The 16,937-nt window shown below is 66.8% G+C and carries 12 protein-coding genes; 5 read left to right on the top strand and 7 right to left on the bottom strand.

The annotated features are described in order from the left end of the window. The first annotated feature begins 38 nt into the window (after positions 1-38). Entirely contained in the window at positions 39-1,109 is a 1,071-nt protein-coding gene (locus tag FFS72_RS19345; RefSeq protein WP_137875445.1) for a hypothetical protein, read from the top strand. 174 nt (positions 1,110-1,283) lie between these two features. On the opposite strand, the gene FFS72_RS19340 is transcribed toward FFS72_RS19345, so the two are convergent. The 5 genes from FFS72_RS19340 to FFS72_RS19320 form a co-directional block, all read right to left on the bottom strand. Next, complete coding sequence (locus FFS72_RS19340) at positions 1,284-1,826, bottom strand: RNA polymerase sigma factor (RefSeq protein ID WP_137875444.1); 543 nt, start codon at positions 1,824-1,826, stop codon at positions 1,284-1,286. Positions 1,827-1,956: 130 nt separating this feature from the next. Next, positions 1,957-2,349 carry a hypothetical protein gene (locus FFS72_RS19335; protein WP_137875443.1) on the bottom strand — a complete coding sequence of 131 codons (393 nt, stop codon included), beginning with the start codon at positions 2,347-2,349 and terminating at the stop codon, positions 1,957-1,959. Positions 2,350-2,431: 82 nt separating this feature from the next. Beyond that, entirely contained in the window at positions 2,432-3,322 is an 891-nt protein-coding gene (locus FFS72_RS19330; protein WP_249353411.1) for a C39 family peptidase, read from the bottom strand. 116 nt (positions 3,323-3,438) lie between these two features. Continuing rightward, positions 3,439-4,614, bottom strand: coding sequence for a hypothetical protein (locus FFS72_RS19325; RefSeq protein WP_249353410.1), 1,176 nt, complete (start codon positions 4,612-4,614; stop codon positions 3,439-3,441). A gap of 224 nt (positions 4,615-4,838) precedes the next feature. Further along, on the bottom strand, positions 4,839-6,749 hold the full coding sequence (locus FFS72_RS19320) for an Hsp70 family protein (RefSeq protein ID WP_137875442.1): 1,911 nt from the start codon (positions 6,747-6,749) through the stop codon (positions 4,839-4,841). Between the two features lie 408 nt (positions 6,750-7,157). Here FFS72_RS19320 and FFS72_RS19315 point away from each other — a divergent pair, with 408 nt between their 5' ends. The 4 genes from FFS72_RS19315 to FFS72_RS19300 all read left to right on the top strand — a co-directional run bounded on the left by FFS72_RS19315 (position 7,158) and on the right by FFS72_RS19300 (position 11,848). Further along, positions 7,158-7,835: a response regulator transcription factor gene (locus FFS72_RS19315; protein ID WP_137875441.1), complete on the top strand. Its 678-nt coding sequence runs from the start codon at positions 7,158-7,160 to the stop codon at positions 7,833-7,835. Continuing rightward, positions 7,832-9,094 (top strand): sensor histidine kinase, encoded by a 1,263-nt coding sequence (locus FFS72_RS19310; protein ID WP_212744374.1) that lies wholly within the window; start codon positions 7,832-7,834, stop codon positions 9,092-9,094. Before FFS72_RS19315 ends, FFS72_RS19310 begins: the two co-directional genes overlap by 4 nt. A 797-nt stretch (positions 9,095-9,891) precedes the next feature. Next, positions 9,892-10,905, top strand: a complete 1,014-nt coding sequence (locus FFS72_RS19305; RefSeq protein ID WP_137875440.1) for a hypothetical protein — start codon at positions 9,892-9,894, stop codon at positions 10,903-10,905. A gap of 703 nt (positions 10,906-11,608) precedes the next feature. Further along, complete coding sequence (locus tag FFS72_RS19300) at positions 11,609-11,848, top strand: hypothetical protein (protein ID WP_137875439.1); 240 nt, start codon at positions 11,609-11,611, stop codon at positions 11,846-11,848. A gap of 1,337 nt (positions 11,849-13,185) precedes the next feature. Here FFS72_RS19300 and FFS72_RS19295 read toward each other — a convergent pair. Together FFS72_RS19295 and FFS72_RS19290 are read right to left on the bottom strand one after the other, a co-directional pair. Continuing rightward, positions 13,186-14,616, bottom strand: a complete 1,431-nt coding sequence (locus FFS72_RS19295; protein ID WP_502704132.1) for a GTPase — start codon at positions 14,614-14,616, stop codon at positions 13,186-13,188. Then, a complete protein-coding gene (locus FFS72_RS19290) occupies positions 14,613-16,517 on the bottom strand; it encodes a dynamin family protein (protein ID WP_137875438.1) in 1,905 nt (634 codons plus the stop codon). The genes FFS72_RS19295 and FFS72_RS19290 overlap by 4 nt, the downstream gene beginning before the upstream one ends. Between the last annotated feature and the right edge of the window lie 420 nt (positions 16,518-16,937).

Here is a 16,937-nt window from a genome sequence, read left to right as displayed (position 1 = left end):
AGTGGGACGGCAATCTCGGTACACGATCGGAGACCACCATGTCGTTCGAGATTGATCAGGGTCTGTTGGTACGCGACATCGGGTCCGGAGGAGCGTGGAAGTCGCCTGAGATGCGCACCTACACCGACGAGGACCACCTGCAGCAGGTGATCGCGGCAGACCCGCAGCAGGTGCCGGGCGTCCCCGAGGGCGCGTGGGCGGTGCGGGAGCTGTCGACCTCGGCGGGCCCGGCGGACGTGTGCATTGTCGGGCCGGACGGTGCGTTGACTGTGGTCGAGTGCAAGTTGGCGTCGAACTCCGAGCGGCGGCGGATGGTGATCGGGCAGGTTCTTGACTATGCGTCCGCGATCTGTGAGGCAGGTGCGTCCGCGTTCCGTGAGCAATGGACCCGGCGCGGCGGTGCCGATCTGGCCGTTGTCCTCGGCCAGCCGGCGGCCGATCAACTCGACCGCAATATCACCGACGGCCGGATTCACTTGTGCCTCGCGGTGGACCGCATCGACACGGAACTGCGGCGGTTGGTGGAGTACCTCAACCGGATCACCCGCGACGATGTCGGCGTCACTGCGCTGCAGTTGTCGTACGCCCGACACGGCACTGTGGAAATCCTGATGCCATCGACGTACGGCGGGGAGATCGTCGCCGCCAAGGCAAAGGCGTCGGACCGGACTCCGGCGTGGACGAAGGAGTCGTTCCTCGACGCGCTAACCACCGATGACGACCGCGGCCGGGCGGTGCGTCTGTTCGACCTTCTCGACGCCGTTCCCGATCGCCGGGGAACGCGCGACGACCTGTGGTTCGGGAGCCGGCCGAGCGGGGGGATCTTCTTCTATCCATATGGGCTGCGGTACTCCCCGATTCAACTGTGGATCAACAAGTCCGGCACTCTCATGGCCTACGGTAACTGGAACCAGTACGTGGCGATCCGATCCCATCCCGGATTCTCCGCGTTGGCACGGCTGGTCGGCCAAGACCACACAGGTAGGTCGCAGGGCTTCGCCATCGCAGAACTCGACTTGGACGAATTCTGGACGGCGGTACTTGATTGCGCACGCGGCATCAACGGAGAAGTCGACCACGTGGGCAGCCGAGACGAGCCCGTCGACTGAGTATTGACGCTGGTGCACTGGGAGCATTGTTGACGTGAAGGGCTTCGCCCACGAACCACGATGAACAACTGCCATGATCGTGACCACGATCGCCTGCGCATCCTGCCACCTTGATTGTCACACCGCAGTTCAGTGCGTCGGCGGAGGGCAACTCCGATGCGACTGACTCACGGATCAGATGTGGGACGGCGTCAGCAGTTCGGCGAGTTGCTTTCGGGCCCGGTGGATTCGGGTCTTCACCGTCGCGACCGTGACCTGCTGGTGCTCGGCGATGTCCGCGTACGGCAATCCCGCGTACTCGGCGAGGACGATCGCGACCCGGAAGTCCTCGGGCAGCTGGTTGAGTGCGTGCCGGACGGCGTCGACGACGGTGACCTGTTCGTCGAACGGGGTCCGGTCGTCGGTGAGGTCGATCCCGAAGCCGTCCTCGTCGGTGACGTCGAGGCTGTTGGTGTCCTTGCGGCGGCGCACCAGCGTGAGGGCGGCGTTGGTGGCTATGCGGTGCAGCCACGTCCCGAAGCGGGCGTCGCCGCGGAACTTCGCCAGGTTCTGCCAGGCGCCGATCACGGCGTCCTGGAGTGCGTCCTCCGCGTCGTGGGTGTTGCCGGTGATCTGCAGGCACACATGCCAGGTGGGGGTGCGGTAGCGGCCGACGAGTTCAGCGAACGCGTACTGGTCACCGCGGCGGCAGGCCGCCACCAGTTCTGCATCGTCCATCGTGCTTCTCCCCCGCACCTTCGCTGTTTCCGCCACGCGTATCCCCCGCGCCAGGCGGGAATGCTACCTGCCGCCGCGACGGCCCTCCCGACTGATCTTCCGCGGGAGGGTGACCGGTCTGCGGCCGTCGTCAGTGCAGATCGCCGCCGAGGTCCACGCCGGGGTCCAGTCCCGGATCGAATCCGCCGTCGTCGATGACCGGGTCGAACGCGGTCGTCGCGGAGTGGTCGTCGCCGACAGTGAGGTCGGGGAACAGCTCGTCCGCGTCGGAGTCGTCGAGCGTGAGATCGGTGTCGAGCGCGGCATCAGAATCCGGTGCATCACCGACCGCGTCCTCGTCGAACAGGACGACACCGTCCTTGTCGTCGGGGAAGACGGGCTCATCATCCATCTCGGGGACGAGGTCCGGGTCGATGGGTGGGGTGTTCGGGTCGAGCGCGACCGACAGTGCCCGCTCCCACAGCCCGTCGGGCATGGGCGGCAGTTCACCCAGTGCCGCGAAGAGGGGGTCGTCGTTGTCCATCAGTACACCTCGTTGTCAGTCTTGGTGACAGCCGTTGCCGGGCCGTCTGGGTCTATTGTGCCTGTTCCCGCTCCTGCGGCGATCACAGTGCGATGACGGCCGACCTGCCGCCACGCCCGCTGGCGGGATGGGCGGGTGTCGGTGCGGTGGCCAGTGCGTCGTCGGGGGTGTCGGTGACCAGCATCTGGTTGCCGGAGTCGGCCCACGCCGCTTCGAACTGGGCGATGGGGATCTCGAGTTGGTTTCCGCCTGGGGTGCCGGGGTCAGAGAGGATGACGACTCCGCGGGTGTCGTCGATGCCGGCGACGACGAGGACGTGATCGGCGGTGTCGTCCTCGTCGGGTTCCTGGTCGGGGTTCCAGATCTCGCCGGAGTCGACCATCGCGAGCACCCCGTACCCATCGTCGAGTTTGCCCCGCAGGTCGTCGAGGGAGCTGTTGGTGAGGGTGGCCGGCACACCCTGGTCCTCGAGTAGCTTCTCTATGTTCGGCAGGGTCATGCCCTCGCTGGGGTCGGTCATCAGTCCGAGTTCGAGGGCGCGGTCCACCAACTGCTGTGGGCCGGTGATGTCGACGCCGGTGTACTGGGAGACGATCTGCGAGACCGCCGCCGGTCCGCAGTAGCCGTCGACCTGCTGGAAGAACCAGTTCAGCGTCCACGCTTCCGGGTTGCCGTGGACGCCGTCGTCGACGACCTCGCCAGGCTCGGTCTCACTCGAGTCGGATCCACTCTCGGTGACGTTGGATTCGCCTTCGGTGAGGTCGATTTCGTCGAGCGCGGGCGGCACCGACAGCGACGGATCGGCAAGAGCCGGAGCATTCCCCTCCTCCGTGTCCGCCAGGCCGGGAAGCTCCGGCAGGAGGTCAACGTCAGCGGGAATCGGCTCCAGCTCCACGACCAGGTCGTCGATGAGCCCGGACGCGTCGCTGTCGGTCCAGTTCATGGCGGTGAAGCCGTCGCCGAGATCGTCCATGACGGTGGAACCTCCTGTGGCGGTGGTGATGTGGACGTGTGGCTACAAATAGCGGAACCGCGCTGCACGCACCACAGCGAGGGCAGGGTGCGTGCAGCGCGGAAACTCGAGGTGGATCAGGCGAGGTCGCCGGTGACCACACTGTCGGTGGCCGGCGCCTCGTACACGTCGGTCCCGGCCTGGGTGTGGTAGCTGTCGTCGGCGGAGATCAGCGACTCGTAGGTGCTGATGTCGCCGAGGCAGCCGTCGCCGACGGTGTCGACGAGAGTCGATTCGAGGTTGCCGTCACCGTTGTCGTCGGCGACCCGGACATCGAAGCGGCCGTCACCGTCGACGTCGATGAGCTCTTCGTTGGTGTAGCCGTCGCTGTCGGTGTCGAGGGACGCCGTGTCGAAACGTCCGTCACCGTCGGTGTCGATCAGCTGCACGTCCTGATCACCGTCACCGTCGGTGTCGAACTTGGTCTCGGTGATGCGGGCACCGTCGACGATGTCCTCGCGGAACCGCTCGCCCGTCTCGTTGTAGAACGTCGCCAGGTCGACGTCACCGTCGTCGTCGGAGTCTTCGGCGACCCGGAGCGTACCGCCGGGGCGTGCCGCGGCCGCGGTCTCATAGGTGCCGTTGAAGTCGAGATCCTGCTCGACGAGGGTGATCTCGCCGTTGTCGTCGACGTGGGTGATGGTGTCGACGCCGTCGACGCGGGAGTGGATGACGTCGACGTTGCCGTCGCGGTCGACGTCGCGCGGCGAGTAGTAGTCGACGTTTCCGTCGACGCCGATGGAGGCGTTCTCCGCGGTGGTGGCGGCAGCAGCGGCCGGTGCGGGCTCTACGACGGGTGCCGCCTCCGCGACGGGCGCAGGCTCGGCGACCGGTGCTGGCTCAGCCGCAGGCGCAGCGGTGGTCGCGGTCGTGGTGCCGTACGACGCGGTGGACGGATCGCCGACCACATCGGCGTTGGGGAGCTCCAGGTCCTCGATCGCCGCATCGAGGTTGTCGAGCCGCTCGTTCAGGTCGGTGGTGGTCGGATCGCTCACGGTGGTCTCCTCGGGGATGGCGGTCGCGGTGGGGTCGGTGAGGTTGGCGGTCGCGGCGTCGACACCGGCCTCGGTGGCAGTGACCGTGTCGGCGGCGGAGAGTTCGGCGAGCTCCTCCTCGACGGCGGTGTCGATCGCGTCCTGCTTCTCGGCGTCGGTCAGTGTCGGATCGTTGGCGATGGCGTCGAGTTCGTCGACGTACTCGGCGAAGTCGGCGTCGCTGTACTCGGCGTCGGTGTTCTCGGCGGTGCCGCTCATCTGCTCGTCCTTTGCTCGTCGTGAACCGTCTCGGTTTCGCTTGTTGATAGTTGGATGCAGCGATCGGCCGAAAGGTTCCCGCCCACCCGAAAGATTTCCCGGAAGCACGGAAAACAGCTGCTCCGCACACGAAAGGGGGGGACTGCCGGAACCCCCCTTCGTCCGACAGTCCCCCATGCAAACACCGCACGGGCCGCTTATCGCGGCCCGTGCGGTGCTGTGGTCTAGTTGATCAGGCCCGACCGGTTCAGGAACGTCTTGGCGCCGTCGAGGCCCTTCGCGCCACTGAACGACGCCATCACTCCAGTGGAGGAATTGGCGTACCAGATCGAGAAGCCGTCGTCGTAGCCCGGACCGTCGACATGGGCGGCGGCGGTGCGGCTGGAGTCCTCGACGATCTCGTTCACCTTGGACGTGGTGTCGTTCATCATTGCCTGCCTGATCGAGATGACCCGCTTCTTCGCTTCCTTGGTGTCCACCGAGACGATGATCGACTGGTAGCTGCCCGAGGTGATCCCCGAGGTCAGTGAGCTACCTTCCTTGATCTCGCACTGGATCTGCAGTCCGCCGTTCTCGGTTTCCCCGCTGGTCTTGCAGTTCTCGACCTCGCTGCGCAGCGCCGGCGGCATCGCCGCGATCACTGCCTCCTTGGTTGTCGGGGGCGTCGCCGAGGAACCGCTCCCCGACCCTGCTGCGCCGCCACCGGAGCCGTTGTCCACTCCGGCGTCGGCGGCGACCGTCGCTGCGTCGGCGGGATCGTCGCCGCCGCGCAGCGCGAACACCCCCACCCCGACACCGATCGCGAGGACCGCGGCCACCGCGGCGGCGACCAGTCCCCACTTCCCCTTGCCGCTGGCGCGATCCGGGACCGGGGTGGTGTTGGCCGGCGGCCACCCGGCTGCCGGGGAACCGGCCGAGGCGCTGGTCTGCCAACCGGGTTGCGGCGCACCGCCACCGGGAGGTGCATACCCCACCTGCGCCGGGTGAGACGCGTGAGTCGGGGCCTGGGTCGCACGCGCCGTGGGAACCGGGGCACCGCCGAGACCACGCACGATCGGCGCCGCCGCCGCGAGCGCGCCCTGCGCGACCACCGTCTTCGGATCATCGAGGGTCGCGATCGGACCGAGATCCTTGAGCCGATCGTGCACGATCGGGATCCGCGACGAACCGCCCGTCAGATACAACGCCTCGAGCTGACTCGGATCGGTGACCTGCGCATCAGCCAACGTCAGCCGGGTGAGGGTGACCGCCTTGTCGAGAGCTGGTGCGATCAGCTCCTCGAACTCCTCGCGGGTGATCTGGAACCGCTCACTGACTCCCCCGACGCCGGTGACGGTGATCGTCGCCGACGGCGCCTCCGACAGAAGTTCCTTCGCGCGGCGGATCGAATCGTCCAGTGCGTACCGGACATCCATCGGTGCCTGCGTGCGCAGGAACGTCAGCAGGTCCGGGTTGCGGGCCTCGAGCTGCTGATCGACCCACCGCCGCACCGCCGCGTCGAGGTTCTTGCCGCCGAGACCGTTGTCGCCGCGGGCCGCGACCACGTCGAAGGTGCCGCGCTCGTTCGCTTCGAGGACCGCGATGTCGAGGGTGCCGCCACCGAAATCGAACACCGCGATCTTCGTGCCCGGCGCGAGCGTGTTCGCGCGCGAGTAGTAGTGCGCCGCCGCCCGCGGCTCGGAAACTGTCTTGATCCGCGAGGTGTCGAGACCGATCTTCACGGCCGCATCCAGGAGCACCTGGACTTCGCGCTGCGACCAGCCCTCGGGGTGGGTGAGCACCAGCTCCGTCGGCGACGTCCCGCCGTGCGCGCCGGTCGCCCGCGCGAGCACCGATTCGAGGACCGCCGCGACAGGCACGGAGGCGGGGATGTCGTAGCCGTTGACGTTGACCACACCCTGCCCGACGGCCCGCTTCGGTGCGGGGACGTAGCCGGCGGGGTTGGCTTCGGCGCGGTCGGCGGCGACGTCACCGACGGCGATGTTGTCCGGGGATTCGACGAACACCGCCGAGGACATGGTGGTGCGGTTGTGGCTGAGCTGCAGCGCTTCCACCGACCCGGACACCGGGCCGGTGTGCGCGGCCGCGGTGTTGGAGGTGCCGAAGTCGATGCCGAGGACCCATTCACGCGCCATCAGAAGCACACATTCGCACGCCGCTGGGCGGGGGTGGAGGCGATGCGGGGGCGCATGCTGCACGGGCTCATGTTCGGTCCTTCCACGATCTCGCCTGGTCTGGCGAGAACTTCACGGTCACCTAGTTGGATGCACGCAACGCCCGAAAGGTTCCCGCCGTCGCGGAGAAATCTCGGACCGAGGTGCGCCGAGCACAGAACGTACAGGTCGGCGCACCACCTGGTGGTGCCCATGGCGGGCGTTCGGACGGCGAGGAGTCTCCGTAGCGGGGATGATTGGAGCGGCGCCCCATCGGCACGCATGCAAGTCGATCTGCGGTGCGGATGCGCAGAGTCACCGTGATTCGGGCGGAAGCCTCGCGCAGGGCACTTACCTTTTCGAAACGCCTGGCCAGGTACGTTTGGTTGGGTGCGTGTACTGGTGGTTGAGGACGAGGAGTACCTGGCGGAGTTGATCGCCGAGGGGCTCCGTGGCCGGGCTATTGCCGCGGATGTCGCTCACGATGGCACCGGGGCGCTGCGCCGCCTGGCGGAGATGGACTACGACGTTCTGGTTCTGGATCGGGATCTGCCCGGGATGCACGGCGACGACATCTGTAGGCACGTGGTCGACAGCGGCTGGCTGACGCGGATCTTGATGCTGACCGCATCAGGCACTGTCCGCGATCGGGTGGAGGGGCTCGGGTTGGGGGCTGATGACTATCTGCCCAAGCCGTTCTCCTTCGACGAACTCGTGGCCCGTGTGCTGGCACTCGGCCGGCGCGCCCACCCGGCGGTCTCGCCGGCCATTCGCTGCGATGGCGTTGTCCTCGATGGCCCCCGCCGTCAGGCCTACCGGGACGGCCGCCCCCTGGAGCTCTCCCCCAAGGAGTTCGCGGTGCTGGAGACACTGATGCAGGCCGACGGCGTGGTGGTCGGCACTGACGACCTCATCGAACGGGTGTGGGAAGAACACACCAGCTACCACTCCAACGTGGTGCGCGTCACGGTGAGCAAGCTGCGGGCCAAATTGGGGGTGCCGAGCGTCATCGAGACGGTGTCAGGCTCCGGCTACCGCATGAGGAAAACGAACGAAAGAACCCGATGACGATCATGAACGTCGGCCGACTGCGCATCACCGCCCGGGCTCGGCTCACCGCCCTATACGCGGGCCTGCTGCTCATCGCGGGCAGCGCGCTGGTTGCGACGGTTTATCTCCTCATGCATCAGGTCCTCGGTGACCGTTTGAACTCGGCGTTCATCGAGGCTGCCCCGGGTATGCAGTCGCCGGTTTCAGACCAGACGACTGATGCCCAGGAGTGGGAGGCCGCTCTCCGCGGAGTGACCGATGCGGCAGGCGCCGCCCCGGCGCAGCAGTCGATCTCGATCGCGAGCCACGCCACCGCGGTCGCCGAAAAGGCCACCTTCGAGCAGTTGCTGATCCGGTCCCTGGTCGCGCTGGCCGTCTTCGCGGTCGTTTCGGCCTTTCTGGCCTGGTGGATGTCCGGGCGGGTGCTGCGCCCGGTCCATGCGATGACCTCGACTGCGCGGCGGCTGTCCGGCGAGAATCTCGATGAGCGCATCGCGTTGGAGGCCCCGCCCGGTGAGCTCAAGGATCTGGCCGACACCTTCGACGGCATGCTCGACCGGCTGCAGGGATTGGTCGAGGCGCAGCAGCGCTTCGTCGCGAACGCGGCCCACGAACTGCGAACACCGCTCGCGGTGCAGCGCGCTGCCGTGGAGATTGGACTGGCCGACCCCACCCCGGAGAAGGTTGCGCGGGTGCGCACCAAGTTGCTCGGCGTCGCCGACCGGAGCGAACAACTCATCGAGGGCCTGCTGCTCCTGTCGGCCAGTGACCAGGGCCTGGACAGAAGCGAGCGTGTGCGGGCCGACAAGGTGGTCGACGACGCTATCGCTGATCACCTGGCCGCCGCCGAACGGATCGAGGTCACCGTGGTGTCCCACCTCGAGCCGATCCTGGTGGATGGCGACTCGACGCTGCTCGGGCATCTGGTCCGCAACCTTCTGGAAAACGCCCTGCGCTACAACGTTCGCGGGGGGCGCGTCGACGTGCGACTCGGCCTCGACGGCCTGGAGGTCAGCAACACCGGTCCCGAGGTACCCGCCGACATCGTCCCGCACCTGTTCGAACCCTTCCGCCGTCTGCACCCGCGCAGACACGCTCCTGGAGAGGGGGCCGGCCTGGGGCTCTCGATCGTCGACTCCATCGCCCGCGCACATGGTGGGCGGGTCAGCGCGCATACCAACCCGACTGTTGGCCTGAGTGTCTGGGTGACCTTCGGCGGACCCACCGCGCCAGCTGTCGCCATGTCAGGTGCCGACCCTGCATCAGCCGGTTCCTGACGAAACGGAAGATCTGACACCCACACGATCAGTAGCGCGACATCGCTCTCAGCACCGAAAGATACTGATGCGGTTCTTTCAGATGCCAGGCGCTCTCTACCCGATCGCGGCCAAGCCGACCAGTAGCGTGCCCACCCCTGCCTGCAATTCTCGCCTTGCCGAGCCCCAGGCCGGACGCGCAGATTGCGAGATCAAGCCCGGCGTCGGTTGCTACTCCTGAGCCGCAAGTGGCGAACCCGCTGACGTGGTCCCTCCCCAGACGCACTCGAGGCAGCAGGTCGTAGTGGTCTGCGTCCATGCCTGTTTTTCGCTGATCGGACGATCTGGTGCCTTCGGGAACCCTTGTGACCAGAACGGGGAGCAAAGCCGGTTAGAGAAACGAAACATCGGTTTCGGTAACGATCCAGGGGTAGTTCACATGACACCCAGACGAAAGCAGCAACCCCCCGATGCGCACCTTCCGGCCGCCACACACGCCCCCGTCCCCATACATCCGCCCCAAACGGACCTCGATGAGAACGTCCGCGGTTCGGAGTGCGGCCGTCTTGCTCACATTGGCTCTGGCCACCGGATGCGGCGAGCAGGCCCTCACAGGGCAGTCGACAGTCCAGGCGACATCAGCGACAGAAACGGCTGCCGGAATATGTAATGAGGTTCCTTCGCCCTCCCGAGTGGCGAGATCCGATGACGCGCCAGATGGCAGGACCGACGTCAGGGCGACGGTCGAGCCGGCTTCCTTCCCCGCATCCCCGATATGGCAGAACCTCCCTCTGGCCGATCAGCAGATGTTCACCCAGATGAGCGAGGTCTACCGGACGTTCTCGCGGCATTCGGCGGAGATCTGGTCGGAGAACTACCGACTCGACCAGGGCGTGATCATGGCAGCTGATGCCGGAAGCGACGACGGCACGATCAACCCGCAGTACCTCTATACGATCGGTCATCCCCACCCCGAAACACTGGGCACAAACCCCACATCGGTGGACCTGCCAAGGGAGCTGGGACTGCCCCCGGTCTACCGCATCGACGACGGCCCCGTCCTGGAGAAGATCCGAGATGAATCCCTGATCTACGAATACGAGGGCGCCTACGCCGGCGTCTACTCCCCACACCAGCAACCCGGCTCCCGTGCGTACGGCGCCGACAACAGACTTCTCATGCTCGGCTACGTCCACGAGTGGTTCCATGTATTCCAGGGCGGCGACCAGTTCAGCCAGATCCCCAGCGAATCCGGCGGCACCACGGATCTGTCCACATACCCGCGGGAACCAGCAGACGTGCATGGACTCGCGCTGGTGGAAGACTGCGTCCTGGCCGAGCAGGCCGATACCCACGAAGAGGCACGCGATCTGCTGCGCACTTTCCTGGCCATCCGCGCCACCCGCTGGCAGACACAGCCGGGTGTGCGCGACAAGGAGGCTTCCGGGGAGCAGATGGAAGGACTCGGCCGGTACGTCGACGACCTCTTCGCGCGATATGCCGGCTACAAAGTCGTCTACGAAGACGATCAGCAGCGATCCGCTGAGCCCAAACCGCTCTTCGTATCGATTGCCGCGGGGCGTTCATACAACACCGGTTCGGCGATCGGTCGCCTGCTACAGCAGGCGACCGGGAACTCCGAGTGGCGAACCCTGGTGGCGAGCGGCCTCACCCCATCCGAAGCCGCCGCACGCTTGCTCGGTGAACCTGCCGGCGCCGAACGCGAACGCCTGGTGGAACAGGCCAAGACCGACCACAGCTATTCGGAACAGCTGAAGGCCGTCGAGAACGCCAACTTTCCTGATCTGGAGTTTCCCAAGCTCAGTTTCTGATGCCCACCCCCGGCCCGTGTGGCTACGCGACCCGAAGTTCGCGGCCACGACGGGCCGGCGGGGGCCTGGGCGCAGGTGGCTGACCGTCGGGCGCGGACGGGACGGTCACATCCCCCGGAAATGGAGGCCATGCCCCGGCCGACTGAGCTTTCATATCAGGACGACCGCTGAGCCGACATCCGTCGACGTGCAACGAGGCAGCGCGGGCCGCCGGTGGCCATAACAGGGATGACTTACAGTCACACAGTCTCTTTCGGCTCACATGGTCGCAGACCTCCGCCGGCGAACTGCACGGCATCCGGACGACTAACGCGTCAGTAGATATCTCGTACTCGAGCACCTGTCCGCCACGATTCACGCCCTTCTGCTCCGCCCGACAAGTCGTAGATGCTCGCCCAGGACAATTGAGGCCTTCTCGTGCGAACAAGCCCGCCAATGACCCATCTCTTCGCTCCGGTAGCATTCGCCGAAAATCGTGCAGATATAGGCGTTTTGCCTGCGGAAACCGATTCGGATTGAACACGGTAGGAGAACCCTCGTCATGAGAATTGTCCGGAAGATGCTGCTGTGCGTAGCAACGACGACAGCGTTGGTCGGAATCGCCGCGTGCGGTGGGGAGGCATCGTCGACCACAAGTGATGCTGCTGCCATCAGTGACTCGTTGCAGTCGCTCGCTGATACGGTCACCGCCCCCGGAGTAGCAATGACCTCGACCGAGTTCGTATCCCAGTTCTGCAAGCTCATGGACGAGCGCATGACACAGGATCAGGTCGCCGAGCAACTCGCGCTGGCGGTCGCCACCTACGAGGTTACGGGCGCCACCGATGAGGCTACGGACGCCGACGATCAGGAGGCGATCACGCGGGAAGCCGAGAACGCGGAGTCGAACGCGCTGGCATTCATCTCCCAAGTGCCTACCTGCCAGGAGCATCCAACCAGCTAGGGGTCTCGTCTCTGACCGCGGCAGGGAACATTTCGACCCGGCAGGGGTGATCCGCGCCAGACCTCACTATGGGTCCGCCTCATTCGGCGCCTGCTGCACCAGTGAGATTGAGCGCTACGCAGCAGGACGTACACGTCGGATCGGTCAGGGAACTCGGTCGAGGGCAACACCGTTGTTCAGGAACCCTTGAACAGAACCGTCCGCGGGGACCGTGACGTACACCTGGCCGCCACCTTCGGGCGCGTACTGAGTGCTCCCAGCGATGGTGTCCTTGCAGAAGGCGTCTCGGCAGAGTTGATACCACCGAACTGAGGTAACGGGACCCGTTCCGGCGGTGACTGCATACCGTCCGGGTTCGATCTGGTCGGGGACCGCCCACACACCTGACGAAGTGTATGGGTCGACCGAGGGCTCACCGTCCCAGTTGGCTTGCTCGCTGCCCGACGACGGGCCTGATCGCCGGTGGTATGCGGCGGGAGGCCGAGTTTGCCTGCCGCAGAGGGTTGTTCGACGAGGCGCCGCAGCTCGCTAGTGACAGGGGACGTCGGGTCGGCGTCGAGCATCGCTTGGAGGTGCTCGAACAGGACCACGGTGTGCAGCGCCGGATCCATCTTGCATCAAACGAGCAGTGCTGGGCACGCCTGGCACCGTACCCGACCGACCTCCCGCAGTCGGAGGCGCATCGGCCACCTCCTGCCCAGGTCGACTGGCTGTGGTCCGGACCCACGACGACTACAACCCAAAGACCGAGTGCATCACTCGTCATCAGCGTCCTCATAGACGAGGACTTCAAAGTCCTCGTCATCCGAGTAGCGCCACTCACAGGACGCCCACGCCGCCGGATTCGCTTCCGCCACTATCTGCTTCATGGCTTGCTCCACCGACTCTTGCCAATCCTCGAACGACATTTCCCTATTGCGCTCCAGGTATACCTGGTAGTCAAGACCGGCATGCCAAGGGAATGACCCCCCCCCGGATAGCGATCCAGGAATACGTCGTAGTCGAGATCGGCAGTCCAACTGGACAGCATCCACTGATCCTCGCCCTTGGGTTCGAGCTGTCCGTAGTTCGGCTCCAGCCCCTCTCGCTTCATCAGCGCACGGACTGCGGGCACTATCAAATTGGCCTGCTCATAGGGAGAGGAGCCCGAAGTTCGAAGGAGAAACGAAACGATCTCTGGTGCACGAGCCGGAACCCTAGAGCAACAGACCGACAACCCAGATCCATACGCCCGGAGTTACCCCAGCCTCCCTCATGGCGCCCGCTGATCTGACTTCGATACTGTCGAGTAAAGGGCGCTTCGCGTCACTCCGTGATGCCTACGGGGCGGCGTGCGTTCAGGCGGCGAGCAGTCCGTACGTGCGGATGAGAACGACGAGGGCGGCGTCCTCCGCGGCGGTCATCGTCGACAGGGCCTGAGCGTGCGCCCATGAGCGCTTCTCGATGGCCTCGGCGCGGACCTGGTCGACGGTGGCATGCGGTGGGAGGCCGAGTTTGCCTGCCGGGGTGGGTTGTTCGACGAGGCGCCGCAGCTCACCGGTGACCGGGGAGACGGGGTCGGCTTCGAGCATCGCCTGCAGGTGCTCGAATAGGACCACGGTGTGCAGCGCCGGATCCATCCTCAGTTGGTCGACGATGCCGCGGATCCGGTCCCGCGCCGGATGCGAATAGGCGAGCAGGTCGAGTTCGCGGATGATCTGGCCGGCGCGCTGCACCCCGGCGAACACCCCGAGGTGGTGCGCGAGAACGCTGCGCAGCTGAGGTACTCCGGAGCAGGCGACGAGCCAATCGTTGAGGGCAGCGGCGCCGCGGGCGGCGATGGCGCGGCCGTGGATCATGCCGTACTCGCCGAGCAGGTCCACAAGCCGGCCCCGCACCTCCGGCGGCACCGGGACGGAGGCGTCGGGGGCTTCGGAGTCGAGCAGGTCGAGCAGGTCGAACGGTTCGACCCCGGACAGGGCGGCGAGGGCGCGGGCATCGGCCTCGGTCAGGGCACCGGTGTGGGACGTTTCGGCGAGCAGACCGGCGACCGGCAGCACCGTCATCACGGTGTCCTGCATACGGGCGGCGAGGACGGCGGCGTGCGCGGCGGCATGCTCGAGCGGATCCCGCACCCCGAGCGCGCCTTCACCGAATCCGTCTGCCCGCGACAGCACCCCGAGAGTCGTCAACGGCGTGAAGCCGAGCTTCTTGAGGAACGCGATTTCGTCGGCGCGGGGGGTGGAGTCGAACAGGAACACCGCGGCGTCGGCGTCGACGGATGCGGTGCGGGTCTGCTCGAACCCGTCGATCAGCACCCGGTGGGTGCGGGCTTCGTTCTCCGCGGTCAACGTCGCCAGGCCCGGGGTGTCGATGAGGGTGTGGTCGCGGATCGCCGCGGACGGCAGCCACCGCTGCAGGTACGCGACCTGGTCGGCGGAGACGGGCAGCGCGGTGACGTGCCCGCGCACCGTTTCAATGGGGCGGCGGGTGCCGTCGAGGAGGACCGCCTCGGCGCGGGCCGGGGCACCGTCCTGGTAGACGGATACGACGTGGGTCGCTTCAAGCGCGGCGGTTTCGGCGACCGGCGCCCCGATCAACGCGTTCACCAGGGTGGACTTTCCGGCCTTGAGGCGGCCGACGATCACGATCCGCGGCGGCGACCACAACCGTGCGCCGATCCGGTTGGCGTGCGCAGCGAGGTCGGGGCCGATTGCGGCGAGGGCATGCAGGGCGCGGTCGAGGCTCGCGCGCGCCGGGTCCATCGGCGGCATCATCGGTGTGGTCACGACACCGCACCCCCCGCCGCGGCCACGCCGCCAGCGGACGCGGTCGCGCCGCCAACGGGGGCGGTGGTGAGTTCACCGATCAGAGCTTCGGCGCGAGCGATGTTGTCGACGACCACCTTCCGGTTCCCTTCCAGCCGCGTCAGCTTCTTCTCCCGGGTGGCCTTGTCGGTGCGGGCGATCTCTTCGGCGTCCTTGATCTGCTTCTGCAGATGCTCGATCGAGGTCTTGAGGTGATCGCGGTAGCGGATGACGATCTCCGGCCGGGTCAGCGCGAGAGCCGATTCGAGCATCCGCGCCGTCGTGGTCTTGGTGGTGCCGATCGTTTCCCGCATCCACGCGAGCAGGTTCGTCTTCCCGGCGCGCATCGCCTTGAATCCCAGGTTGACCCCGACCCAGGTGACACCGACGACGGCGCCGACCCCGACGAGGGTGGTCACCCCAATCAGGCCACCGAGCATCGACGACCCCATCACACCCATGGTGAGCATCGACGGATCGAGCAGCCCTTGGCGTTTCCCGGCGACCTGGTGCGTTTCGATCTTCCGGTTCGCCAGCGTCTCCACGACCTGCTGGTAGATCTCGTTCCAGACGACTTCGGAGTTGAAGCGGGGCTTGACGATCTGGTTGTAGAGCTGGTCGAGGAACACCGTCAGCGAGGCGGCCATCGCGGCGTGGAAGTCCTTCTCCATCTCCGCGGTGAAGTGCTGCGGGTTCTTGCGCAGCACCGCCATCCCGTTCTTGTTGATCGTCGTGGTCCACTTCTCGCGCAGCGCATCGAGTTCGCTGTCGAGGGTGTCGGTGGCGTTCTGCCGGATCAGGGTCAGGTCGCGTTGGAGGTACTGCTCCCACTGCTGCGAGTGGTCCTTGAGTTCCTGCAGCTCGGTGAGCTGAGAGGTCAGGTCCGGGATCACCTGGGCGCTGGTGGTGATCGCGTCGATCTGCGTGCTCATGTCCTTCTCGAGGGCCCGCAGCCCTTCGAGGGCGGTCCGCAGACCGCTCGCGGCGGGAAGGTTCTCCGCGACAGCAAGTTTCGCGTGGATCAGGGCCCGCAGTTCGGTGATGCCGGATCGCTGCTCGGTGCGGTCGCGGGCCCGCCCCGGCGCCATCTCCGCCGCGGCGACGGCCCGCAGGCTCGAGACCCCGATCACCGGGACGTCGCGGCCGAGGTGGGTGAGCAACAGCGCCCGGTTCTCCTCGACGATCGGCCGCCACCGGCGCACGTTCTTGTCGGTCTTGGTGACCACCACGATCAACGCCTCGACGGCGCCGCCGGTGTCGCGGATGAACGCCATCTCCGGGGCGGTGAGCGGGGTGGAGGCGTCGCACACGATCACCAGCACGCACGCCTGCGCCGCGGATGCGGTCGCCAGCGATGCGTAGGCCGGGTTCAGCCCACCCACCCCGGGGGTGTCGATGACCGCGACGTCCCCGAGGCGGCTGCCGGCGACGGGAACGATCGCCCGCGTGGGCAACTCGTCGATGGCGGGGTTGAGGACGTGGGCGCCTTCGCAGGACACCCAGGACGCGAGGTCGTCGTGCCGGATCTGCTCGGTGCGATCCGGGAACAGCAACTGCGCGGTGCCCCCGGGCTGCTCGTCCGTGGCTTCCCCGAGCGCGATCGTCGTCGACGTCGTCACATCCACCCCGACCGGGGACGCATCCCGCAGCCCGACGAGCGCATTGACCAGGGAACTCTTCCCTCGTTTGACCTCGCCGACGACCACCACCGAACGGGTCTGCTCGGTGCCGGCGGCGCGTTGCACGGCGAGGTCGGAGAGGGCGTCCTGCCCGAACGGGCGCAGGATCTTCCCGGTGATCGAGGTGAGGAGCGCGTCGGCGCGCTGCCGCGGCGGCGCGGCGGCAGCCGCGGCGGGCTGTCCTGCCTGCGGTGTGGCGTTCACGATTCCCCTTCCTCCCCCATAGGCGGCGATCCGGTCCCGCACCGGTGCGGTCAGACAGTAACGCGGCGCACCAGCCATCGCGGCGTGCAGGTACACCCCACCCACCACCAGATGTGATCCAGGGCACATTCGTCGTGAACCTGGGAACCTTCACCGATTTCGCCGCATCCAACCCAGTGACACCACCCCTGCCACCCGGGCCGAACCCCGGGCATCGCCGCGGGGACACGACGAAAGGAACGCCACCGTGCGGACAACAACCTGGATGCCGCGAGCCGCGGCCGTGCTCTGCGCGGGCGTGCTCCTCGCCGGCTGCAGCAACGACACCAACGGCGAGCCCAGCGCGAAGTCCGGCGGCGACGCCGCCCCCGCCGCGGTCGACACCGCCGCCCTCGACACCGGCACCTACCCGACCAGCCC

This window comes from Rhodococcus sp. Q (genome assembly GCF_005503035.1).
Classification (GTDB): Bacteria; Actinomycetota; Actinomycetes; order Mycobacteriales; family Mycobacteriaceae; genus Rhodococcus_G.
This window is presented reverse-complemented; position numbering and strand designations above follow the sequence as displayed.

What these genes read in the sequence shown, in the direction of transcription:
- FFS72_RS19345 (WP_137875445.1), top strand. Translation starts at nt 39, where the DNA reads ATGTCGTTCGAGATTGATCAGGGTCTGTTGGTACGCGACATCGGGTCC.
- FFS72_RS19340 (WP_137875444.1), bottom strand. Translation starts at nt 1,826, where the DNA reads ATGGACGATGCAGAACTGGTGGCGGCCTGCCGCCGCGGTGACCAGTAC.
- FFS72_RS19335 (WP_137875443.1), bottom strand. Translation starts at nt 2,349, where the DNA reads ATGGACAACGACGACCCCCTCTTCGCGGCACTGGGTGAACTGCCGCCC.
- FFS72_RS19330 (WP_249353411.1), bottom strand. Translation starts at nt 3,322, where the DNA reads ATGGACGATCTCGGCGACGGCTTCACCGCCATGAACTGGACCGACAGC.
- FFS72_RS19325 (WP_249353410.1), bottom strand. Translation starts at nt 4,614, where the DNA reads ATGAGCGGCACCGCCGAGAACACCGACGCCGAGTACAGCGACGCCGAC.
- FFS72_RS19320 (WP_137875442.1), bottom strand. Translation starts at nt 6,749, where the DNA reads ATGGCGCGTGAATGGGTCCTCGGCATCGACTTCGGCACCTCCAACACC.
- FFS72_RS19310 (WP_212744374.1), top strand. Translation starts at nt 7,832, where the DNA reads ATGACGATCATGAACGTCGGCCGACTGCGCATCACCGCCCGGGCTCGG.
- FFS72_RS19305 (WP_137875440.1), top strand. Translation starts at nt 9,892, where the DNA reads ATGAGCGAGGTCTACCGGACGTTCTCGCGGCATTCGGCGGAGATCTGG.
- FFS72_RS19300 (WP_137875439.1), top strand. Translation starts at nt 11,609, where the DNA reads ATGACCTCGACCGAGTTCGTATCCCAGTTCTGCAAGCTCATGGACGAG.